20 protein-coding genes are annotated in these 23,007 nt (G+C 37.4%); 2 read left to right on the top strand and 18 right to left on the bottom strand.

Annotation, left to right across the window (positions count from 1 at the left end):
• Positions 1–4 precede the first annotated feature (4 nt).
• The 12 genes from hemL to RCJ93_RS01010 form a co-directional block, all read right to left on the bottom strand.
• The gene (gene hemL, locus RCJ93_RS01065) at positions 5–1,297 is read right to left on the bottom strand and encodes a glutamate-1-semialdehyde 2,1-aminomutase (protein ID WP_446738160.1); all 1,293 of its coding nucleotides are present in this window, start codon (positions 1,295–1,297) and stop codon (positions 5–7) included.
• Positions 1,297–2,280 carry a porphobilinogen synthase gene (gene hemB, locus RCJ93_RS01060; protein ID WP_066788596.1) on the bottom strand — a complete coding sequence of 328 codons (984 nt, stop codon included), beginning with the start codon at positions 2,278–2,280 and terminating at the stop codon, positions 1,297–1,299. The genes hemL and hemB overlap by 1 nt, the downstream gene beginning before the upstream one ends.
• Positions 2,277–3,041: a uroporphyrinogen-III synthase gene (locus RCJ93_RS01055; protein WP_446738159.1), complete on the bottom strand. Its 765-nt coding sequence runs from the start codon at positions 3,039–3,041 to the stop codon at positions 2,277–2,279. The genes hemB and RCJ93_RS01055 overlap by 4 nt, the downstream gene beginning before the upstream one ends.
• On the bottom strand, positions 3,031–3,963 hold the full coding sequence (gene hemC, locus RCJ93_RS01050) for a hydroxymethylbilane synthase (protein WP_147195858.1): 933 nt from the start codon (positions 3,961–3,963) through the stop codon (positions 3,031–3,033). Before hemC ends, RCJ93_RS01055 begins: the two co-directional genes overlap by 11 nt.
• An 18-nt stretch (positions 3,964–3,981) precedes the next feature.
• Positions 3,982–4,812 (bottom strand): cytochrome c biogenesis protein CcsA, encoded by an 831-nt coding sequence (gene ccsA, locus RCJ93_RS01045; RefSeq protein WP_066788609.1) that lies wholly within the window; start codon positions 4,810–4,812, stop codon positions 3,982–3,984.
• A gap of 91 nt (positions 4,813–4,903) precedes the next feature.
• Positions 4,904–6,268: a glutamyl-tRNA reductase gene (hemA, locus tag RCJ93_RS01040; RefSeq protein WP_446738158.1), complete on the bottom strand. Its 1,365-nt coding sequence runs from the start codon at positions 6,266–6,268 to the stop codon at positions 4,904–4,906.
• Between the two features lie 353 nt (positions 6,269–6,621).
• Positions 6,622–7,203 (bottom strand): ribosome biogenesis GTP-binding protein YihA/YsxC, encoded by a 582-nt coding sequence (gene yihA, locus RCJ93_RS01035; protein WP_066788617.1) that lies wholly within the window; start codon positions 7,201–7,203, stop codon positions 6,622–6,624.
• Positions 7,200–9,527, bottom strand: coding sequence for an endopeptidase La (gene lon, locus RCJ93_RS01030; protein ID WP_066788619.1), 2,328 nt, complete (start codon positions 9,525–9,527; stop codon positions 7,200–7,202). Before lon ends, yihA begins: the two co-directional genes overlap by 4 nt.
• 172 nt (positions 9,528–9,699) lie before the next feature.
• Positions 9,700–10,965, bottom strand: a complete 1,266-nt coding sequence (clpX, locus tag RCJ93_RS01025; RefSeq protein ID WP_066788621.1) for an ATP-dependent protease ATP-binding subunit ClpX — start codon at positions 10,963–10,965, stop codon at positions 9,700–9,702.
• 322 nt (positions 10,966–11,287) lie between these two features.
• Positions 11,288–12,580 (bottom strand): trigger factor, encoded by a 1,293-nt coding sequence (gene tig / locus RCJ93_RS01020; RefSeq protein ID WP_066788625.1) that lies wholly within the window; start codon positions 12,578–12,580, stop codon positions 11,288–11,290.
• A 105-nt stretch (positions 12,581–12,685) separates the two neighbouring features.
• Positions 12,686–13,681 (bottom strand): tetratricopeptide repeat protein, encoded by a 996-nt coding sequence (locus RCJ93_RS01015; protein WP_446738157.1) that lies wholly within the window; start codon positions 13,679–13,681, stop codon positions 12,686–12,688.
• Positions 13,682–13,932: 251 nt separating this feature from the next.
• Positions 13,933–15,294: an amino acid permease gene (locus RCJ93_RS01010; protein WP_446738156.1), complete on the bottom strand. Its 1,362-nt coding sequence runs from the start codon at positions 15,292–15,294 to the stop codon at positions 13,933–13,935.
• A gap of 346 nt (positions 15,295–15,640) precedes the next feature.
• Here RCJ93_RS01010 and RCJ93_RS01005 point away from each other — a divergent pair, with 346 nt between their 5' ends.
• Entirely contained in the window at positions 15,641–16,462 is an 822-nt protein-coding gene (locus RCJ93_RS01005; protein WP_446738155.1) for a purine-nucleoside phosphorylase, read from the top strand.
• A gap of 82 nt (positions 16,463–16,544) precedes the next feature.
• Here the strand turns inward: RCJ93_RS01005 and RCJ93_RS01000 are convergent, their stop codons facing one another.
• Together RCJ93_RS01000 and RCJ93_RS00995 are read right to left on the bottom strand one after the other, a co-directional pair.
• A complete protein-coding gene (locus RCJ93_RS01000; RefSeq protein ID WP_446738154.1) occupies positions 16,545–17,132 on the bottom strand; it encodes a nucleotidyltransferase family protein in 588 nt (195 codons plus the stop codon).
• A 33-nt stretch (positions 17,133–17,165) separates the two neighbouring features.
• Complete coding sequence (locus RCJ93_RS00995; RefSeq protein ID WP_150284728.1) at positions 17,166–17,984, bottom strand: MBL fold metallo-hydrolase; 819 nt, start codon at positions 17,982–17,984, stop codon at positions 17,166–17,168.
• Between the two features lie 326 nt (positions 17,985–18,310).
• Between RCJ93_RS00995 and RCJ93_RS00990 the strand changes: the two genes are divergently transcribed.
• Positions 18,311–18,451: a hypothetical protein gene (locus RCJ93_RS00990; protein ID WP_190323435.1), complete on the top strand. Its 141-nt coding sequence runs from the start codon at positions 18,311–18,313 to the stop codon at positions 18,449–18,451.
• Positions 18,452–18,517: 66 nt separating this feature from the next.
• On the opposite strand, the gene RCJ93_RS00985 is transcribed toward RCJ93_RS00990, so the two are convergent.
• The 4 genes from RCJ93_RS00985 to RCJ93_RS00970 form a co-directional block, all read right to left on the bottom strand.
• A complete protein-coding gene (locus RCJ93_RS00985; RefSeq protein WP_150284729.1) occupies positions 18,518–18,757 on the bottom strand; it encodes a hypothetical protein in 240 nt (79 codons plus the stop codon).
• A 220-nt stretch (positions 18,758–18,977) separates the two neighbouring features.
• Entirely contained in the window at positions 18,978–20,300 is a 1,323-nt protein-coding gene (locus RCJ93_RS00980) for a GntP family permease (RefSeq protein ID WP_150284730.1), read from the bottom strand.
• 62 nt (positions 20,301–20,362) lie between these two features.
• Positions 20,363–21,646 (bottom strand): histidinol dehydrogenase, encoded by a 1,284-nt coding sequence (gene hisD, locus RCJ93_RS00975; protein WP_446738153.1) that lies wholly within the window; start codon positions 21,644–21,646, stop codon positions 20,363–20,365.
• 241 nt (positions 21,647–21,887) lie between these two features.
• Positions 21,888–22,874: a LacI family DNA-binding transcriptional regulator gene (locus RCJ93_RS00970; RefSeq protein ID WP_223823553.1), complete on the bottom strand. Its 987-nt coding sequence runs from the start codon at positions 22,872–22,874 to the stop codon at positions 21,888–21,890.
• Positions 22,875–23,007: the final 133 nt, after the last annotated feature.

Raw genomic sequence — 23,007 nt, 5'->3', positions numbered from 1 at the left:
TGTCTTAACGTGCTAATTGTTTAAATACTTTTTGGAAGGCTTTCACTGTTTGTGCAATATGTTCTTCCGTATGCGCCGTTGAAAGGAAAACACCCTCAAATTGAGATGGCGGTAAGAAAATCCCTTCTTCTGTCATTAGTGTATAGTACTCTGCAAATAATTGCAGATCAGATGTTTTAGCAGTTTCAAAATCAATAACATTTTCATTTGTTAGGAAGTAACCAATCATAGATCCTGCACGATTTACTGTGTGTGGAATATTGTATGTTTCAGCTGCCTCACGGAACCCTGCTTCTAATTGGTCACCTAACTTTTTGAAGTAGTTATACGACTCTGGCGTTAAATGATTCAACGTTTCAAGGCCAGCTGTCATAGCAAGCGGATTGCCTGATAATGTTCCTGCTTGATAAATTGGTCCTGCTGGTGCAATGTGTTCCATGATTTCACGAGAACCACCGAAAGCTCCAACTGGTAGACCACCACCAATTACTTTCCCAAGACAAGTCAAATCTGGTGTAACCCCAAGATATCCTTGAGCACTGTTGAACCCAACACGGAAACCTGTCATAACTTCATCAAAAATTAATAATGAACCTGCTTTTGTAGAGATATCTCGCAATCCTTCTAAAAAGCCTGGAAGCGGTGGCACGCAACCCATATTTCCCGCTACAGGTTCAACAATAATCGCTGCGATATCTTCTCCATGCATCTCAAAGACCTGTTTTACAGACTCTAAATCATTGTAAGGAACAGTTATCGTATTTTGAGCAATACTTAACGGCACCCCAGGGCTATCCGGTAAACCAAGTGTTGCCACACCTGAGCCTGCCTTAATAAGTAAAGAGTCACCATGACCATGATAAGAGCCTTCAAATTTCAAGATCTTGTCGCGACCTGTATAACCGCGCGCTACACGTATAGCACTCATTGTCGCCTCTGTACCAGAAGAAACCATACGAATCATTTCAATAGATGGTACACGTTTGATTACTTCTTTAGCCAAATCATTTTCAATCACAGTAGAAGCGCCAAAGCTTGTACCTGATTCAGCCACACGTTGAATCGCAGCTACCACATCAGGATGTGTATGACCTAAGATAAGAGGACCCCATGATAATACGTAGTCGATATAATCATTGCCATCTACGTCTGTAATGATTGCACCTTTCCCTTTTTCCATTACGATCGGATCCATATTTACCGCATTAAATGCACGAACAGGGCTATTGACGCCACCCGGCATTAAGTGAATTGCTTCCTGAAAAGCTGCTTTTGATTTTTCATGTGAACGTGTCATTATTTCTCCTCCATCCAACGAACTGCATCTTTTGCATGATAAGTAATGATTAAATCAGCGCCTGCACGTTTCATGCCAAGTAATGTTTCTAATACGACTTGTTTTTCATCGATCCAGCCATTAATTGCAGCTGCTTTGACCATCGCATATTCACCACTTACATTGTAGGCAACAACAGGTAAATCAAAGTTATTGCGAACATCTCGCATAATATCCAAATAAGACAACGCTGGTTTTACAATTAAGAAGTCCGCTCCCTCTTCTACGTCAGATTCAGCTTCACGCATTGCTTCCATACGGTTTGATGGATCCATTTGATACGTTTTGCGGTCGCCGAATTGTGGTGCACCATCTGCTGCGTCACGGAATGGACCGTAATAAGCAGATGCATATTTTACTGCGTAAGACATAATCGGAACATCTTCATAACCCGCTTCATCTAATCCTTTACGAATAGCAGCTACAAACCCGTCCATCATATTAGAAGGTGCGATAATATCTGCTCCCGCTTCTGCTTGTGAAACCGCTGTTTTAGCCAATAAATCTAATGATGGATCATTTAAGATTTTTTCATCTTCTGATACAACGCCACAATGGCCGTGAGAAGTAAATTCACATAGACAAGTATCAGCAACTACCACAATTTCAGGATAATTTTTCTTAATAAAACGAGTAGCTTCTTGGACGATGCCATGATCATGATATGCTTGTGACCCTACTTCATCTTTTTCTGCTGGAAGTCCAAAAAGAATAACAGATGGAATACCAAGAGAAACAACTTCATCCATTTCTTCTCCTAAACGATCAAGTGAGAATTGAAATACACCTGGCATTGATGACACTTCATTTTTAATATTTTCGCCATCGATAACAAAGATTGGATAAATAAAGTCTTCTTTGTGTAAGTAAGTTTCTTTTACCATCGCACGCATCGCACTAGATTGGCGTAAACGTCTATGTCTTTTGAAATGTAAATCTGTCATGATGATCGTCCTTTCTTTTTAGCCAATTCTTCTATAATGGCCAACATCGTATATTTTTCTGGTTTAACATCTACCATTGCTCCGGCATTTAAAAGAGCTTGCTCAGTAACATGTCCAATGGCTGCGATTTGATAACCTCTCCAGCCTGTTTGCGGTGCGACATATTTATTAAATACATTCACAGCAGAAGGACTCGCAAAAATAATTGTTGCGTCCTTTGATTTTTGGATTAATGTCGTTAATTCACTGATATGCTCTGTACTTTGAATGGTTTCATAGACCGTCCATTCATCGACTGGAAACGGCAGCCCTTCCTTTATAGTAGCCTTTGCTAAACTACCTTTCAAGAATAGACAACTTTCAACCTTCCCAGCCACTTTAGGAAATTCGACAACAAATTTATCCGCACTGTATGTAGACGGCATAAAATCAATCTGACAACCTATTTTTTCTAATGCACTTGCAGTTTTCTCACCCACTGCAGCAATCTTGGCTCTGCTTTTTTCTATGCTTAATGAAGCGCGGGCAAGCTTTTGTGAAAATGCTTCTACAGCATTTTGACTAGTAAAGATTAGCCATTCGCTGTTTAAGGCTTTTGCTAGCTTTTCACCATCATTCGAAGAAGTGGCTTCTTGTACAGCAATGAGCGGCAAATGATATACATTGCCGCCCCTTTCTAAAATATGTGAAGATACTGAATGCGTCATCTTCGTGCCAGTCAGGACAATATTTTGTCCACTCAATGGCAGATTAGTTGGCATTTTGCTCAGCCTTTACTTTTTGAATTAACTCATATGCACCTTGGCTTGTTAGTTTTTCTGCCACTTCTTCTCCTGCAGCTTTTGCATCTTTTGAAGCAACTGATTCTTTATAAAAAACAGAGGCATCAGGAGCAGCTACTAGGCCTTTGAAATTCACGCCATCATTTTCAAAACGTGCAAAGCCAGCAATTGGCACTTGGCAACCGCCATCCATTGCAGCAAGGAACGCGCGCTCTGCATGAGCTTCTTCCCACGTTGCTTTGTCTGTTAATTTCGCCAGCTCAGATAGTAGCTCTTCGTCATCAGCACGACACTCAATTCCAAGCGAACCTTGCCCTACTGCTGGCAGACATACTTCAGTTGATAGGTATTCTGTAACAACCTCATCACTCCAACCTAAACGTTTCAACCCTGCAGCTGCTAGGATAATCGCATCGTACTCATCATTTTCTAGTTTTGCTAAACGGGTATCAACATTACCGCGAATCCATTTGATCTCCAAGTCTGGACGAGCAAGCAACAATTGTGCGCTTCTGCGCAAACTACTCGTACCTACAACTGCTCCTTTTGGTAAATCTGCAAATTTCACGTGATTTTTGCTAATAAAGGCATCGCGTGGATCTTCACGTTTCGGAATACAGCCAATAACTAGCCCTTCTGGAAGTACTGCAGGCATATCTTTCATGCTGTGTACAGCAAAGTCGATTTCTTTGTCAAATAAAGCTTGCTCAATTTCTTTTACAAATAAGCCTTTGCCGCCTACTTTAGACAATTGAACATCCACAATTTTATCGCCTTTTGTCACAATTTCTTTCACTTCAAATTCAAACGGCGCCCCAGCTTTCTTCAATTGGTCAATAAACCAATTTGTTTGAGTTAATGCAAGTTTGCTTCGTCTTGATCCAACAGTAATTTTACGCACGTACATCCAACCTTTCTATTAATACCAAAAATGAAAACTTGACAAACGGCTTCCTAAAAAGAAATTTACAATGATAACAAGGAAGGCATACACATTTGTCCAAGCATACATCGTCGTATGAAGCTTTCCTTTTCGATAGCCATATAATATAAAACAATAGATTAATAGAGAAAGAAAAGACCCTATAATCTTTGTATCTAAAACAGTGAAATGCTCTAACGATGAATAACCCCATTGAAGTCCAAGTATTAAACTAATTAGCAAAATAGGAATACCCACCAATATAGCCCACGTCATGCCTTTTTGTGCTTGATCTAATGATGGTAAACGCGTCCATTGTTTTGTCCACTTTTTCTTCTTCAATACATTGTAAAGAATGAGATACAATGTTGAAAAAACAAAGGACAGCGAAAAGGCTACATAGGACAAGATGGCAAATGTGACATGGAAAAAGAGCAATTCAGAAATAAGTGACTTGCCGACTGGCGAAAGTGCCAACTGATTTGGTGCAAATGTGTGGATAGTCATAAATATAAAACCAATCACATTTAAAAAGAAGACAGGCAAATCTACTCGGTATAAACAATGTAAAAAAATCGAAATAGTAATTAAAAGCCACGCGTAAAAGTAAATTCCTTCAAATAGCGAAAGTATTGGGAATCTATGTGTCTGTATAATATAAAGTCCTAAAAATGCTGATTGAAGTACCCATACTACAGAAATTAACCAAAACGCAATGCGATGGGCTTTCGGGTCTTTATTTAAATAATCGATAAAATAAAAGACAAGACTGATCGCATATAAGACGACCATTGCTTCATGCAGCCTTGTCATCGTCAAATCAGCCATAATATGCTCCTTTGCGACATAAATCTTAAAAAAAGCGTTTCCGCACCTATAGTTTACCACATAGACACGAAAACGCTCTTCTTAAAGTTTCTTAATATGACCATTTTGCATCAGATGCTTGTGCTTCTAATACTGTTTTATCCATTCGCTCTTTTTGTTGAAGCTGTTGTTTATTCACTTCATCTTGTACATCCTCTTCAATACCAAAAATACGTTGGAACAGCGCTAACTGTTCTTTTGATTTTTGTGAACCGGCCATTTCTTTCGCTTGTAGAATCGGATCTTTGAGCAATTGATTAATAATAGATTTTGTATGTTTATTTAATACTTTTTTCTCACGGTCTGTTAAATCTGGCATTTTATTTTCGATGCTTTGCATTGTTTCAGATTGAATGCGAGCAGCTTTTTGACGAAGGGCTGCAATAACAGGCACAACGCCTAGAGTTGTCATCCAATCTTTAAAATCATTCACTTCTGTATCAATCATGGAAACAATTTGGCTTGCTGCGCGTTCTCTTTCTGCGAGGTTTGCCTCAACAATGCCATGCAAATCATCAATATCATACAAGAATACATTTGGAATATCACCAATGCGTGGATCTAAATCACGAGGCACAGCAATATCTACCATGAATAAAGGTTTTCCTTTGCGAAGTTTCTCAACAAATTGCATTAATTCATGGTCAATAACATATTCTGTTGCACCTGTCGAGCTAATTAGAATATCTGCCTCTAGCAATACACATTGTAGTTCTTGCATGGATTTAGCTGTACCATGGAATTTTTCTGCAAGGGTTTCTGCTTTAGAGAACGTACGATTTATAACAGTTACTTTCCCTACGCCGCTACCATAAAGGTTTTCGACTGCAAGCTCACCCATTTTGCCGGCACCAAGTATAGCTACATGTTTATTTTCAAGAGAACCAAATATTTTTTTCGCCAGTTCTACTGCAGCATACGATACAGACACAGCATTTTCACCGATGGCTGTTTCGCCATGCGCACGTTTCGCAAATGTAACCGCTTGTTTAAATAATTTATTATAAACAGTGCCTGTTACGCCAAGTTCTTGCGCTTGTAAAAAACTTGTCTTTACCTGTCCAAGTATTTGTGTCTCACCTAAAACCATTGAGTCTATACCTGAAGTAACTTTGAATAAGTGCATCATTGCTTCATCTTCTTCACGTATATATAAATGACTTTCGAACGACTCAACAGGAACTTTAAACCATGTTGAAAGAAATTGTTTGACGTAATAACGGCCAGTATGCAGCTGGTCTACTACTGCATAAATCTCTGTACGGTTACATGTAGAAACAATCACGTTCTCTAATATGCTTTTTTGGCTTTGTAATGCTCTCATCGCTTCTGGTATTTCATTTTCAGTAAAAGAAAATTTTTCCCGAATTTCGACGGGCGCTGTTTTATAATTCAAGCCTACTACGATGGTATGCATGAATCTCTACACCTCACACGTTCATTTTCACGATGTCTATTATATCATAAATCGTCATCATTCTTGTTTATAAATTGTGAACACCCTATGACGTATTGACATCTTGTTGTTTAGAATTATTATAATTTATATTTTAGCAAATTATACTTCGAAGTACAATTAACCTGTTTTATAACGTAATTTTCAGTTTTTTAATACCTTTGCACTGTGTAAAACCTGCTATTACTTATAATCCCCATAATTCATTAATTCAAACAAACAGAGCTAAACAAAAAAATTTGCTCCTATATATCCTACAAGAGCAAATTTCGATTACATAGACAACACTGTATATTGCAGCGTATTATGTATCATTACATTCTTTTTTCAATTTCAGCCCAGGCTTGTTCCATACCCATTCCTTTTTCTGATGAGAATAAAATAAGCGGGTCGTTTGGATCCATGTCTAGGACTTCTTTTATAATTTTTTTATGTTTTTCATAGTTTCCCTTTTTAATCTTATCTGCTTTCGTAGCAATAACAATGGTTGGAATGTTATAGTGTTTTAAAAAGTCGTACATCATACAATCATCGTCAGTTGGTTCATGGCGGATATCGATAATTTGGACAACTGCTTTCAGAATGCTTCGTCCAGTTAAATATTGCTCGATCATTTTGCCCCATGCTTCGCGTTCTGTTTTAGAAACTTTGGCATAGCCATAGCCAGGAACATCGACAAAGAATAATTGTTCTTCAATTTTATAAAAGTTGAGTGTTTGTGTTTTACCTGGTTTAGATGATATGCGCGCCATACTTTTGCGCCCAATCATTCTGTTGATAAATGAAGATTTACCAACATTTGAACGACCTGCCAGAGCAAACTCTGGCAGACCATCCTCTGGATATTGTTTTGGTCCTACAGCACTAATGACCATTTCTACATTATTGACTTTCATGAAATCCCTCCGTCGAGCGCGATGTTTAATACTTCATCCGCGTTTGACACGAGCTTAAACGTAAGCCCTTTTCGCACACTTTCTGGTATATCATCTATATCACGTTCATTATCTTTCGGTAAAATGATGGTTGTTAAACCTGCTCTGTGGGCGCCAAGAGATTTTTCTTTTAAGCCCCCAATTGGCAATACTCTTCCTCGTAGAGTGACTTCCCCAGTCATTCCTACTTCTTTTCGAATCGGCTTTTTGGTGATAGCAGATGTAATTGCAGTCACCATTGTTACTCCAGCTGAAGGACCATCCTTAGGAACAGCTCCTTCTGGCACATGAATATGAAGGTCATGCGTATCGAAGAAATCTTGGTCTATGCCGAGTTGATCAGCTTTTGATCGCACGTAAGACAATGCAGTCTGTGCTGATTCCTTCATTACATCACCAAGTTTACCAGTAAGCTGAATTTTGCCTTTACCTGGAGTAAGCGAAACCTCAATTTGAAGCGTATCGCCGCCTACTACTGTATATGCTAACCCAGTTGCAACGCCGACTTGGTTCTCTTGTTCCGCTTGACCATGATGGAAGCGGTGTTTGCCAAGCATATCCTCTAAATTTTTTGCCGTAATCACAACTCGTTTCTTTTCCGTTGAAACGATTTGTTTCGCAGCTTTCCTACATAAAGAAGCAATTTCACGTTCAAGACTTCGAACACCTGCTTCTCGAGTATAATACCGTATCAGGTCAAGAATGGCATCATCACGGATTTGTAGCTGTGATTTAGATAGGCCATTTTCTTTCATTTGCTTTGGTATTAAGTGGTTAATAGCAATTTGCTCTTTCTCAAACTCTGTATACCCTGCAATTGAGATTATTTCCATACGATCCCGAAGCGGGCCAGGAATTGTACTTAAGTCATTAGCTGTTGCAATGAACATGACATTCGATAAATCGTACGGTTCTTCTAAATAGTGGTCACTAAATGTGTTGTTTTGATTTGGGTCAAGTACTTCTAACAATGCAGCTGATGGATCCCCACGGAAATCATTAGACATTTTATCGATCTCATCTAATAAAAATACGGGATTGATTGTTTCTGCTTTTTTCATACCTTGAATTATACGTCCAGGCATAGCACCGACATAGGTTCTTCTATGACCGCGGATTTCTGATTCATCCCTTACTCCACCAAGCGATATTCGTACAAATTTTCGATTTAACGACTCTGCAATTGATTTTGCCAAGGACGTTTTACCGACTCCCGGAGGACCTGCTAAACATAAGATCGGTCCGCGCAATGAATTTGTAAGCTGTTGAACTGAAAGATACTCAAGTATTCTTTCCTTAACATCTTCTAGACCTTCATGGTCACGATTAAGGATTTTTTCAGCGACATGAATATCCCTTCTATCTTTTGTAGCCTTACTCCAAGGAAGGGCCACAAGCCAATCTAAATAGTTGCGAATTACACCACTCTCAGCAGATGCTACAGGGATCTTATCGTAACGGCTTAATTCTTTAAGAGCTACCAATTTTATTTCTTCAGGCATTTTCGCTGCATCAATTTTTGTACGCAACTCCGCTACCTCTGCTTGTTTCCCTTCACGGTCGCCAAGTTCCTCTTGAATTGCTTTCATTTGCTCACGCAAGTAGAATTCTTTTTGAGTTTTTTCCATGGCACGCTTAACTTTTGAGTTAATCTTATGCTCTAAATTTAATACTTCTTGCTCATCATGCAAACGATTAATCAAAATACTTAAACGTTCCTTGACATCAATTGTATCGAGGATTTCTTGTTTGCCGTGCATTTTGAGCGGCAAATAAGATGCCACAGTATCAGCAAATCGACCTGGTTCTTCAATATCTGCAACTGTAGCAAACGATTCATGGGAAATCTTGCTTGATGCTTTCGTATACTTTTCAAAATAAGAAAGCAGCGTACGCATTAGTGCTTGAGTTTCCAAATCTGCTTCCTTAGAATCAAGAAAGTTTTCAATATTCGCTGTCATAAATTTTTTATGGTCAGTTATTGTTTCTATCTTTGCTCGATGAAGACCTTCAACCAACACACGTAAAGTTCCATTCGGAAGTTTAAGCATTTGCTTTACATATGCTACAGTACCTGTTTTATATAAATCTTCTTCTTCTGGTGTTTCGATATCCATTGCTTTTTGGGTAGCAAGGAAGATTAAATGATCATCCGCCATTGCTTTTTCCAATGCTTCAATTGAGCGTACGCGACCTACGTCAATATGTAACAATATTGTTGGATACACGAGCAACCCTCTAAGCGGTAAAAGTGGTAAGTCTTTTGTTCTAGTTACTTCTGCCATACGAGCGATCACCTCCGACTTTAAGTTCTAACTATAAAAGCACGTTATAAGTATGGTTCATTCAAAGTATTTCATTCATATTGTTACAAGTTAGCCAATTCGCCTAAAACTCAAAAAACTGGCCGGTCAAGTGCTGATTGGCACTTGATCGAACCAGCTATTGGATCAGTTCTTACGCAGACGTTTTTTTGTTATTTGGATCTAACTCTGTACCGTCTTTTAATACAAGTCTTGGTCTTGCTTTTTCTGTAATTGTTTCTTTGGTAACGATACATTTCGCTATATCATCACGCGATGGCAGTTCAAACATAACATCTAGCATGATGTTTTCGATAATGGAACGCAAACCACGTGCACCTGTTTTACGTTCGATTGCTTCTTTAGCGATTTCGTACAATGCATCTTTTTCAAACTCAAGTTCTACGTCATCTAACTCCATCATTTTTTGATATTGTTTTGTTAACGCGTTCTTTGGCTCAGTTAAAATTTGAACAAGTGCATCTTCATCTAAAAGTTCTAGGCTCGCAAGTACAGGCAAACGGCCAATAAATTCTGGGATCAAGCCAAATTTTAATAAATCCTCTGGAATTAAATGTTTCATTAGATTTTTGTCGTCTGCATCTTTTTTAAGGTTAGAGCCAAAACCGATTACCTTTTCACCCATACGGCGTTTAATAATGGATTCAATTCCATCAAATGCTCCGCCTACGATGAATAAGATATTAGTTGTATCGATTTGGATAAACTCTTGGTGCGGATGTTTACGGCCGCCTTGTGGTGGTACGCTAGCTGTAGTTCCTTCTAAGATTTTCAACAATGCTTGTTGAACACCTTCACCAGATACGTCTCGAGTGATTGATGGGTTTTCCGACTTGCGGGCTACCTTATCAATCTCATCTATATAAATTATTCCTTTTTCAGCGCGTTCTACATCATAGTCTGCAGCTTGGATTAATTTAAGAAGAATATTCTCTACATCTTCCCCAACATATCCTGCTTCAGTTAATGAAGTCGCATCAGCAATAGCGAAAGGTACATTAATAATACGTGCTAACGTTTGAGCAAGCAATGTTTTACCGCTACCAGTTGGTCCGATTAAAACGATATTTGATTTAGATAATTCAACATCGTCTACTTTGCTTTGAGTATTTATACGTTTGTAATGATTATATACAGCTACGGATAATGCTTTTTTCGCACGTTCTTGTCCGATGACATAATCATCCAATGTTTCAAGAATTTCTTTTGGTTTTGGTATATCTTTAAGCTCTACTTCTTCTTCAGTGCCTAGTTCCTCTACAACGATTTCAGAACATAAGTCGATACATTCATCACAAATATAGACGCCTGGCCCTGCCACAAGTTTACGAACTTGTTCTTGCGGTTTACCACAGAATGAGCATTTTAAATTGCCTTTTTCATCATTAAATTTGAACAATTATTTCACCCCTATTCAAGCAACAATGTTACAAGATTCCATTTATATTATCAAATATAATGAATTCTTGCTACAAAAATTACTTATAGTATGTATCGTTATGATTTATAAAATTTATTCCGCTTTGATGGGTTGTAAAAACCCTACTTTTGAAATGAAAAAGCGAGAAGTTTATGTGGGGGTATTTACCCCTAAAAGCCCAGTTGGAACATGACCAATCAGTGTGGGGTACCGTTCTGGTTGAAGTTACATTTCATATATGTGAAGAAACAAGGTACGGATACAGAACCCGTACCTTGTTCAAGTTTACTTAGAAACTGTATTATTCAGTTACTTTTGCATTATCAACTAAGAATTCTACAGTTTTGCGGATTTTCACATCATGTTCTAGTACGGAAGTGCCGCCTAGGATTGATTTGATTTGATCTGCATCCATTTTGAATTGCTCAGTCATTTTTTCTAATTCTGCATTGATGTCTTCTTCTGTTGCTTCGATTTTTTCTGCTTCGCCAATCGCTTCAAGAACTAATGCTACGCGTACGCGAGATTCTGCATCTTCTTTCATTTGAGCGCGCAATGCAGCTTCATCTTGACCAGAGAATTGGTAGAATAGATCAAGGTTTAAACCTTGCATTTGCAAGTTTTGATCATATTCTTGCATCATACGATCGATTTCAGTTTCGATCATTGCATTTGGAATATCGATTTTTGCGTTATTAGCAGCTTTTTCTACTAGTTCATCACGTAGTGCTGTATCAGCTGCTGCAGCTTTTTCAGTAGCTGTTTTTTCTTTTAATTTTGTGCGTAGTTCATCTAGTGTTTTCACTTCTGAATCTACTTCTTGTGCAAAGTCATCATCCAATTCAGGAAGTTCTTTACCTTTTACTTCTTTAACATTTACTTTGAAAGTAGCTTCTTTACCAGCTAATTCTGCTGCGTGGTACTCTTCTGGGAAAGTTACAACTACTTCTTTTTCTTCGCCAGCTTTTGCGCCAATTAATTGTTCTTCGAATCCTGGAATGAATGATCCTGAACCGATTTCAAGTGAGTAGTTGTCGCCTTTGCCGCCTTCGAAAGCTTCGCCATCTTGGAAACCTTCAAAGTCGATTACAGCTGTATCGCCATTTTCGATTGCGCTATCTTCTTTAACAACAAGTTCTGCAAGACGAGTTTGTTGATCTTTCAATTGTTGTTCAATTTCTTCGTCTGTAACAGTTGTTTCTTGTTTTTTCACTTCTAAACCTTTGTAATCACCTAGTTCAACTTCTGGTTTTACAATAACTGTTGCAGTAAATTTGAAGTCTTTATTTTTGCCTAGGTCTTCCATTTCAAAATCGATTTCTGGTTGATCCACTGGAGAAATACCAGTTTCATCGATTGCTAATGGATAGTTTTCGTTCACTAAAAGTTCTAGTGCGTCTTGGTATAATGATTCTACACCGAATCTTTTTTCGAACATTTGACGAGGCATTTTACCTTTACGGAAGCCTGGTACGTTAATTTGTTTCACAACTTTTTTGAATGCTTTATCTAAAGCTGCGTTTACTTTTTCAGCAGGCAATTCTACTGTTAATACTCCAGTGTTGCCTTCTTGTTTTTCCCATTTTGCTGACATGTATAATACCTCCAAAATTAAATTCACATGTTGGACAATTTATTCGTTAATACGACTTTCTCAACTTTTTTAGTATATCATAGATAGCTATACTTTCAACTGATTTCATGTATCGAACAATTCGGATTGCTCTTCAAGGGTATTTAATAACTCCATCAAGTCATAATCTGTCTCTTTGACAACGCCGAACATTCCATGTACGAAGTCAATATAGCCTTCTGCAACCTCTTCTGCTCCATAATTAAACCATTCATAAGGATAGGCTGCAAAGATATGCCTGGCCAATAGATATTGGACCATCTGTAAAGTAGAAGGTTCTTGGTCGAGCGCATCGCTTACCAATTCAAACACTTTCTTTGCTACTGGTAATTCATCCGGTAACAGCAATTCCTCTGTGTTCACTACTTTTGAATGCCCCAATTTTTTCACCTCTACTATCGCAGGGATTTCTTGTGCGACAAGAAGGTAGAGAATAAAGCTTTGGATCAAAGGATGAGATCTTTCATCCTCAATAATCGCCACCAATAAATCTTTAATTGGGCGTATATTCATTTCTTTAGCTGCTTGCAGCTTTTGCATCTGCTCAATTGTTGTTTTAGAAAAGAATGTATCTACTTCAAATTCATCACTGGCGTGCTCTATCTCTACATCATCTAGACTGTCTTCTATTTTTGCTTTTGCAATAGCAGCATTGAGGTTTTTAATACGGATAAATTGGTCTTGCGATTCGGGCGGAATGACATCTTCTTCAAGTAAAGACTCAATAAGGGTTTCTACTTGTTTATATTCTTTCAACTCCATTAGCACAGTTAAATAAAGTTCCATCGTTTCTATGTATAATTGCGGCCCAATCGCGAGGAGTTTTTCACAAACGGCTTTCGCTTCTTTAAAGTTCCTTATTTCATACAAAGAGAATGCATAAACACTGAGTAATGCCTCATCTCCCTCGGTGTATTGCAAAGCTTCTTTTAAGCATTCAACAGCCTGGTCATATTGGTACTTTTCAGCGAACTGCTGGCCCTCAGCTACGAGTCTCTCCACCGTTCCTGGGAACACAATAACATTTTCATGCCTCTGAAGTTTTCCTTTTTTTCTGCGCAATTGTGTTCACTCCCCTTAAAATTCATCATAGCATAAAAACATTTTGACCCAAAATAATTTCCTTCGACAATTTGGTCTATATTTCGCTCATGTAGATTTCTATAGCTATATGTTATTTTAATATAAAATAAACAAATTTGAGTTATAAAAGATAAATCCCACTCTAAATAGTAGAGAGGAAGATTTAAAAAATAAAAAACTGTAGACCCCCATTCATATGAGTTAGTCTACAGTCTAATTTGTTTAGAAAATTACTCTTTAACACGCTTTTTATTCATTCCTAATAAGAAGAATAATGCTGTCATTATACATAAGAAGATAATGCCGACAATGAGGGAGATTTGTGTATCCTTATTGAACCACATACCCACCAATACAGTAAGTAAGAATAAAATCGTTACGTAGTTAGAAACTGGCGCAAACGGCATTTTGAATGGGTGCGATGGCATTTGATCGCTATGCACTTTTCTAAATCTAATTTGAGCAATCAATAAGGCAAACCAAGGCATCATCCCAGGTAGAACACTAGCACTGTATACATAAACGAATATTTTTGATTGTGATACAAAGTTGAGCACAACCCCTACTGTTAAGCCGATTAATACTGCGATTGTACTCCAGTATGGCACACCATTTTTAGAAACCTTCGCAAATACTTTTGGTGCTTGACCATTTTCTGCAAGTGTATAGATCATTCGGCCAGAACTGAAAATCCCGCTATTACAGCCTGACATAGCTGCTGTAATCACCACAAAGTTAATGAAACCAGCCGCCATTGTAATACCAACTTTTGCAAAAGTAACAACGAATGGACTACCCACTTCTTTTAATTGATCCCATGGATAAACTGTTACAATCACAAAGATAGCACCAATATAGAAAATTAGAATTCGCCATATAATAGAGTTGATCGCTTTAGTAAGTGATTTCTTTGGATTTTCAGCTTCCCCAGCTGTAATTCCGATTAATTCCACACCTTGGTATGAACCAACCACAAGTGATAAGGCAAAGAAGAAACCTTTCCATCCACCTGTAAAGAACCCACCATTTGACCATAGATTTGAGAACCCAACTGCATGTCCACTATTGCCAAGACCGAAGAAGATTAATCCAAATCCAGCTATTATCATTAATATAATCGTTACTATTTTAATTAGAGCAAACCAAAATTCAAATTCGCCAAATGACTTTACTGAAACTAAATTTGCCAAACCTAAAATAACAATGACAATCAAGCCAGGTATCCACGGCGGCAAGTTAGGAAACCAATACTGCATATATGAGCCGACCGCAATTACTTCTGACATCCCTACAATCACCCATTGAAACCAGTTGCTCCATGCAGTCAGATAGCCTGCAAGCGGATGTATGTATTGGTGAGCGAAAGTCGCAAAGGAACCTGTAATTGGCTCTAGATATAGCATCTCACCCATAGCTCTCATAATAAAAAATACGAATATACCAGCAATCGCATAGGCAAGCATAACAGAAGGACCTGTCCAACCGATGGTGCTTGATGAACCCATAAACAGCCCCACACCAATAGTTCCACCAAGTGCAATCATTTGTATGTGCCGAGATTTAAGTCCCCTTTTCAATTCTTCATTCGCCATAATTTTACCCCCTCTGTTCATCTAGATGTCTAGTTATCTCTGCATTTCAGCATAGAAAACAAACTTTCTTAAAATAATTTTCACCCTCTAAGTGTACTCAATTTCACTTATAAATACAATTGTATTTCCCAAAAAAACAAGGACGGTCATCAAGTAACTTTGCGGAAAAGAGAATTTTTCCGTAAAACTCTTTTGTTTTTTATCTTTTCCGTTATGATCTCTTTTGAGTTTAAATTTCAAGAGATAATTTGCGAAATGATTCAGTGTACATTGAGCCTTTATTGCTTTAAGCTAAAAGTATAACGTGCAGATGAGCCCTGTTGCTCATTTGAAGGAGGACTATATAATGCATCAATTAGACGCAATTAATGAAGCTAGAGACTATATTTTAAATAAAATTAACAGCACACCAACAATCGGCTTGATTTTAGGTTCAGGCTTAGGAAATCTTGCTGATGAAATAGAAAATCCAGTTCATATCCCATACAGTGAAATTCCGCATTTTGCGAAGTCAGAAGCCATTGGCCATGCTAATGAGCTAGTTGTCGGAGAGCTAAGCGGCAAAATAGTAGCAGCTATGAAAGGGCGATTCCATTATTATGAAGGTTTTACCTTAGATGAAGTCACTTTCCCTGTACGCGTAATGAAGTCGCTTGGAATTGAAAGCATCATTGTGACAAATGCTTGTGGCGCTGTTAATACGGGCTTCACACCTGGTGATTTGATGCTAATAACAGATCATATTAATTTGACAGGTACTAACCCGTTAATCGGTCCAAACAATGATACGCTAGGCACGCGCTTCCCCGATCTATCCGAGGCGTATGATAAAGATTTACGTAAACTTGCAATCATCGTGTCTAAGAAACAAGATGTTAAAATTAAACAAGGTGTCTATGCTTGGTGGAGCGGTCCAACTTATGAAACACCTGCTGAAATCCGCATGATTCGAACTCTTGGCGCTGATGCAGTCGGCATGTCTACTGTTCCAGAAGCGATTGTTGCAAAACATGCTGGTATGAAAGTACTTGGGATCTCTTGTCTAACAAATATGGCATGTGGCATTCTTGACCAACCATTAAACCACGAGGAAGTAATTGAAGTAGCTAGCCAAGTCAACACAAAATTCGTTGGCTTGATTAAAGGTTTACTTGAAGAAATTAAATAATCACTCGCGTTAACGTGGGAATAAAAAACACACGCCAACTTCTCTAAAGAAGGCGTGTGTTTTGTGTTACTGAGAATTCTCTTTATTTTGGAGTATCATACCCAATTTCAAAAACCTCTATTTTTCCCCAGATGGATTTCCAGTCTTTCTTGGTAACCCTGTTTTCATAAATGCTAATTCTCGCATCTGTCTCTAAATAATAAGGAGTAGGTTTTACCTTCAAATTGATTACATCCTTAACTCCCCATGGAGCCGCTAAAAGTACATTATCTTTTTCATCTAATTTAACCCCTAATGCAGTTGCCGTTTCAGGGAATTTGGATATACCATCAATAGATGATGTATAAGGAGCCAAATTATTTAAAAGATGCATTCGTGCCTGATTTTTTACTGACCAAGGGATTTTGGGCATAAGGGATTTAAGTTTTCTTTCCAGATTCTTTTCTTCTAATTCTTTTATATTTGATGAATCAAAGTAAATAACATCTATATCAGGTAAAGGGGTTCTTGCATTAAAATTATGTAAGACATCCCATACTTTTGATCTCACAAAACCTGCACATATCCACCAATCAGGCAAATCTAATATTTTTGCAGTCTTTAATACATCCATCATCCAGCTATCCTTTTTAATAACTTCAACGATATCTTTTTCGTCTTCTAATATCATTACTTATCACCTGACTGTAAAATTTTTTAATTATTAAGTGGTAAATAGAGTTCCTTCCAGTGCTGCAATATATCTATTTGCTGATAGTTGAACTCGATTTTGTGCATCATCCGAAATAACACGATGGAATGCATCATACAACTTATTAAATTGAATAGAATTCAAACGGTTTGCCATACGGGCTACAGTGTTTGCTGGTAACGGAATAAAATTTGGATAGCTATACATGAAAGTAACCCATTGACGATCTGCCACTACACGGACAATATCTCCAACAAATAAAACGCCTTCTTTTTTATTTTGCCATTCAAGAATGGTAGCTCCTTTAAAATGTCCACCTAAACGATGTAACACAACGCCTTCATGCAGTTTTAATTGATCACCTGTCCAATAGACTATTTGTTTACTTGGTCTCGTTACCCATTCTTTATCATCTTCATGAATATAAATGGGCGCATTAAAAGCTTCTGCCCATTCTGCTTGACTAGAATAATAATGGGGATGTGATAAGGCTATTGCTTGGATTCCACCTAGTTCATTAATTTTCGTAATTGTTTCCTTATCAATATAAGTAATGCAATCCCAAAGTACATTAAATTTCCCATGTTGAATCAGGTATGTATTTTGGCCAATTCCAAAAGAAGGTGTTGTCTTAATGCTATGTAATCTTTCTTCTTCAGGAGTAAATTCATTTATATATCGCTTAGATTGGACAAGTTGTTCTAAAGTAGTCCAAGATTGTCCATTCACACTTACATATTGTCTAGCTTCAGTACAAATCTTGCATTCGTTCGGTTCCTGTGTTGATTGATCATACTGAACGCCACATGTATTACAAATATAATAACTCATAATTCACCTTCCACTTTCATTTTTTTAGATAAAAATGGTAATTATTAATTTTATTGTATGATTCAGTACTTCTACTGACTATCATTCTTTTGACTGAATGATGATTGTCGTTTATACCTATTTCTTTCGTTTACCCCTTAACCAAAATCTAAAATAATTAGTACATTTGACCAAGCACAATTTTTCTTCTTGTATATATTGAAATGAACAAAAAATTCTATGCCTAGTTTTGCTACGGTACCGACTTTTGCTTTCACTGTAGCGTTTTCAAGTGTTTTATGTCACTAAAGTCATTTGAGAAATTCTAAACAAGGAGGTAAATGACTATGGGATGCGGCTGTGGCGGCGGAAAACGAAATATTACTCCAATAAACAAATCACAGGTAACTAAAAAACATCAACTAAAGGTTCAACAGCATGATAATCAGGTGAAAATCAAGGCTGGCAATAGACAGAATAATAATTAGATATTATTAAAGAAACGTATTATTTAAAAAGTAATACGTTTCTTTGTTTACTAGCTTCTCATTAAATTATAGATATTTAAAAACGTTTATATCTACTAAGTCTATAAAATCTATTTCTTCTTTTAAGTCCCACAGCTTTATTTTGGTAGTCTCATTATTTTCGATAAAGGGTTGTAACTCCTTCACCTCTGTATAAAATATTGGATTAAATTTTATGTTTCCTGTATTTATATCTTTCACTTTTAATAATTTTTCAGTATAGGGTCTAATAAGTTCTTGGTGAAATCTGTTGCTTTCATTTCCCATGTACTCATCCCAGTTTTTTGCGTTCTGTTCCCATATGGTCTTTGAGTCCTCATTAAGCTCTCTCCATTCTCACAATATGCATTCTCCTCTCAAAACAATAGTTCCCTATATTACATAAATTCTCGTTTTATATAAAGTAGTCCTCTATTTGGGGCAAGAAAAAAAGATACCCAACAAACAATTTTCCAATCATTTGTTGGGTATCTATTCTAATATATTTCTAAATGCCAATACCGAAAGAGAATAAGATTACGGCTAATATAACCCCTAATATTGGTAATATAACAGTTAATGCTCCAAATGCCGGATAAGCATCTTTATGAGTTTCTCCACAGATTGAACGAATGGTTGTTACAACATAACCACCTTGTGGAAGCGAATCAAGTGAACCTGAAGAAATAGCTACTGTTCGATGTAACGCCTCTGGATTGACTCCTAAATCTAAATAATGTGGTGCTAATAACGGTAGTGCAATAGCTTGTCCACCCGATGAAGAACCCGTTAAACCTGCAATAACAGCTACTGCTAGAGCACCACCTACTAGTGGGCTTCCAGGTATATCTGTCATAATCTTCACGGCTGATTCAAAAGCAGGTGTTGCTTTGACGACACCACCAAAACCGACAACTGCAGCTGTATTTGCAATAGCAATAATAGCTCCCATTGCCCCTTCTCCTACTGCCCCACCAAAATTCCGAAAAAACTTTCTATTGATAAGATAACTTGCTAATATACCGCCAGTTAATGCGATAATCAAAGCTGACGTTCCTAATGATTTATGGAAAGCAAAAGAAATAATCAATACAACAAGTAGTGGAACAATACTTAAAATAGGATTTGGTAAATCTGTCCGGGTTTCTGTAAGTATATCTGTCTCTCTACTAACGAACCGTTCTCCATTCGCCAAAGCCTTGTTGATCATCTTTTTAAGCCACCAATAACCGAATACCATCATAAACACAGCCACGATAAAACTGACTTCCCACCCTGCGTATGGGGTCGTCCCTAAAAATTGAATTGGAATCCAGTTTTGAATTTCAGGTGAACCTGCAGATGTCATAGTAAATGTTGTTGAACCAAAACCAAGAGCCGCTGGAATAAAACGCCTTGGCAAATCTGCCTGTTTAAATAGGCTAAGTGCCATAGGGTAAACGGAAAAGGCTACAACAAACAAGCTCACGCCACCGTAGGTTAAAACCGCACAGGCAACGACAATGGCCAATGCTGCTTGTTTCATACCTATTTTATTGACAATCCACTGCGAAACACTATCCGCTGCACCACTATCTTCCATGACTTTACCAAATATAGCACCGGTTAAGAACATTAAATACCATGATGCAATAAAGCCTGTGAAACCTGACATATAATTTGTTAAAAAGTTCGCCCCCTCATTCTCTGTAAGCTGTGGGAATAGCGGAAGCCCATTTAATAGTCCTACAATCAATGCAGTTATAGGTGCAACAATGAGTAAATTCATACCCTTCATTGTTAAAAATATTAATAGTGCCAATCCGCCAAATAATCCAATCATCCCTAACATATTTTCCCCTCAATTCCCCTTTGTGCTTTTTTGTTTTCACTCACTTTCCGTTAGGCTTAGTGTTAATCATTCTTTTTTCCGTATCTTCTCACACGTAGAAGAGCTTGCTCTGCATGTCCTGCAAAGTTCTCTAACTGACAAAGACGCGCTGCATATTCTCCAATATAAGCACTTGCCTCTTGTGTTACTTTTTGATACGTAACAGTCTTAATGAATTTCCCTACCCATAAACCACCTGTATAACGAGCAGCACCCTTAGTCGGTAAAGTATGATTTGTTCCGATTACTTTGTCACCATAAGCAACGTTCGTCTCTGGCCCTAAGAACAAGCAACCATAGTTCGTCATATTTTCAAGGAAGTAATTTGGATCTTCTGTTAATATTTCTACATGCTCAAAAGCAAGACGATCTGCTTCAATTCTAGCTTCCTCAATAGAATCTACTAAAAGAATTTGACCATAATCTTCCCAAGATACACGCGCAACATCAGCAGTAGGCAATGTTTTCAATTGACGTTCAATTTCTTTAACAGTTTCTTTAGCTAATACTTCAGAAGTTGTAATAAGTGCTCCAGGTGAAGTAGGCCCATGCTCACCTTGTCCTAGAAGGTCCGTTGCAATCATCTCCGCATCAGCAGTATGGTCAGCAACCACTAATGTTTCTGTTGGACCTGCAAATAAGTCAATCCCTACACGACCATACAACTGTCTTTTTGCTTCAGCAACGAAAGCATTCCCAGGTCCAACAATCATGTCTACCGATTGGATCGTTTCTGTACCAATTGCCATTGCTGCCATTGCTTGAATACCTCCTAGAAGGTAGATCTCATCAGCACCTGCTAAAGACATCGCTGCAATGGTAGCATGCGGGATTTCCCCGTTAATAGGTGGCGTACATGCAATTACACGTTTTACACCTGCTACTTTAGCTGTTAAAACACTCATATGTGCTGATGCAACCATTGGGTAGCGACCACCAGGTATGTAACATCCAACGCTGTTAACTGGAATATTTTTGTGACCCAAAATTACACCCGGGATATTTTCTACTTCCACATCATGTAAAGAAGCTAATTGTGCTTCTGCAAATTCACGGATATTTTTTTGAGCAAATTTAATATCCTCAATTACATCACTAGGAACTTTGGAAACGATTTCATTTATTTGTTCATCAGTTAAACGAAACGATTCAGGAGTCCACTTATCGAATTTTTCCGATAGTTCAAAAACTGCTTGATCTCCTCGATTTTCTATATCTTGAATGGCTTCCGATACAATTTGAGATACCTTTGAGTCATTTATGATTACTTCTTCTTTTGATTTTCCTTCTTTCAGTACTTTAACCATTTTTATATCCCCTTTTGTTTAAAATTCATTTTTGCATACGTATGCAGAAAATATATAAGTAAGATTATTCTAAAAACAAATGGTTGTCAACAAGTATTTATTTTTACTAGTTTACCTTCACGCTTTAAGCCATAATAAAAGCATCCTTCTATTCTCATAAGACCCTCACACAAAACGTTGTATGAAGCCTTTCAAATAGCAAGATGCTTAAGTAAAAAATACTTTTTACAATCTTCTAGTATTAAGTTGTTTTTCGTAAAATAAGAGATCCATCAATTTCGAGATTTTTAGCTTCACCTGAATATTCTTCTAGTTCATTAAGCAAGTATTTTACAGTCTCTTCTACCATTTCTGTAATTGGTTGCTCCCATGTCGTTAGATTGTATGTAGGCCAAGCTGCCATCTCAATATTATCAAAACCGATCACTTTCGTTTCATTTGGAATAGCAATTTGATGATCCTTTAATGCATCTACTACCCCTAATGCCATAATGTCATTGGCTACAAAAAACGCATCTGGCAATTGCTTTTCTTCAATAATTTCACAGGCTATGTTATACCCGCCTTCATACGTATAATCAGAACTGTACTTCTGATAGTGTACTTTACTTCCCTGTAACATAGCACTAAATCCTTTTTCACGTTCTCTACTTGTAGATGTATTTTCATTCCCTGAAATATAAATCATTTTTGTACAACCTATACTTAAAAGATATTCAGCAATCCTTTTACTTGCCTCATAGTTGTTGCAGCATACTGAATAAAATTTATTATTATCTATTTTTCGATTAAATAGTACTAAAGGTATTTGATACTTGATGAAATCTTCTGTAACCGACAAAGAAAGAGAGGCATCGGTAATAACTACACCCGCCACGTTATAATTAAATAATATTTCAATATCTTCTTTTTGAATTTCATCATTATTGGTATAAACAAATAGTACACTGTAGCCATGTTTTTTTAGGGAAGTTGTAAATAATTTCAACACTTGCGGGTAGAAAGGATTTTGAACGCCTTTCATCACTAATCCAATTATTTTGGATTGGTTTGTAATCAAACTTCGTGCAAATTCATTTGGTCTATAGCCAAGCTCTTCTGCTGCTGCTAAAACCTTTTCTTTAGTTTTTGCAGATACTGACGCACCTTCAAAATAAACTCTTGATACTGAAGATTGTGAAACACCAGCCAATTTTGCTACATCCTTGGCAGTAACTCCTTGTTTCATGATGAACATAACCTCTTTCAATCCAAATTTCATCTCACCAAATTAGCGTAAGCTGAATATCTCTCTTGCACTGACCCATCGAAAAACTATTCTCATAAACAAACTACCTTAGAAGTTGGATGGAAAGCAAGAC

It is taken from the genome of Rummeliibacillus sp. BSL5, from assembly GCF_052928305.1.
The sequence above is the reverse complement of the archived record's forward strand: the minus strand, read 5'-3'. Positions and strand labels throughout refer to the sequence as shown.

Bases quoted from the DNA above. Each gene is read 5' to 3' on its own strand.
- hisD (WP_446738153.1), bottom strand. From the start codon at position 21,646: ATGGTTAAAGTACTGAAAGAAGGAAAATCAAAAGAAGAAGTAATCATA.
- lon (WP_066788619.1), bottom strand. From the start codon at position 9,527: ATGGCAGAAGTAACTAGAACAAAAGACTTACCACTTTTACCGCTTAGA.
- tig (WP_066788625.1), bottom strand. From the start codon at position 12,580: ATGTCAGCAAAATGGGAAAAACAAGAAGGCAACACTGGAGTATTAACA.
- RCJ93_RS00995 (WP_150284728.1), bottom strand. From the start codon at position 17,984: ATGAGTTATTATATTTGTAATACATGTGGCGTTCAGTATGATCAATCA.
- ccsA (WP_066788609.1), bottom strand. From the start codon at position 4,812: ATGGCTGATTTGACGATGACAAGGCTGCATGAAGCAATGGTCGTCTTA.
- yihA (WP_066788617.1), bottom strand. From the start codon at position 7,203: ATGAAAGTCAATAATGTAGAAATGGTCATTAGTGCTGTAGGACCAAAA.
- RCJ93_RS01005 (WP_446738155.1), top strand. From the start codon at position 15,641: ATGCATCAATTAGACGCAATTAATGAAGCTAGAGACTATATTTTAAAT.
- RCJ93_RS01010 (WP_446738156.1), bottom strand. From the start codon at position 15,294: ATGGCGAATGAAGAATTGAAAAGGGGACTTAAATCTCGGCACATACAA.
- RCJ93_RS01000 (WP_446738154.1), bottom strand. From the start codon at position 17,132: ATGATATTAGAAGACGAAAAAGATATCGTTGAAGTTATTAAAAAGGAT.
- RCJ93_RS00990 (WP_190323435.1), top strand. From the start codon at position 18,311: ATGGGATGCGGCTGTGGCGGCGGAAAACGAAATATTACTCCAATAAAC.
- RCJ93_RS00980 (WP_150284730.1), bottom strand. From the start codon at position 20,300: ATGTTAGGGATGATTGGATTATTTGGCGGATTGGCACTATTAATATTT.
- hemA (WP_446738158.1), bottom strand. From the start codon at position 6,268: ATGCATACCATCGTAGTAGGCTTGAATTATAAAACAGCGCCCGTCGAA.
- hemL (WP_446738160.1), bottom strand. From the start codon at position 1,297: ATGACACGTTCACATGAAAAATCAAAAGCAGCTTTTCAGGAAGCAATT.
- RCJ93_RS01055 (WP_446738159.1), bottom strand. From the start codon at position 3,041: ATGCCAACTAATCTGCCATTGAGTGGACAAAATATTGTCCTGACTGGC.
- hemB (WP_066788596.1), bottom strand. From the start codon at position 2,280: ATGACAGATTTACATTTCAAAAGACATAGACGTTTACGCCAATCTAGT.
- RCJ93_RS00985 (WP_150284729.1), bottom strand. From the start codon at position 18,757: ATGGGAAATGAAAGCAACAGATTTCACCAAGAACTTATTAGACCCTAT.
- RCJ93_RS00970 (WP_223823553.1), bottom strand. From the start codon at position 22,874: ATGAAACAAGGAGTTACTGCCAAGGATGTAGCAAAATTGGCTGGTGTT.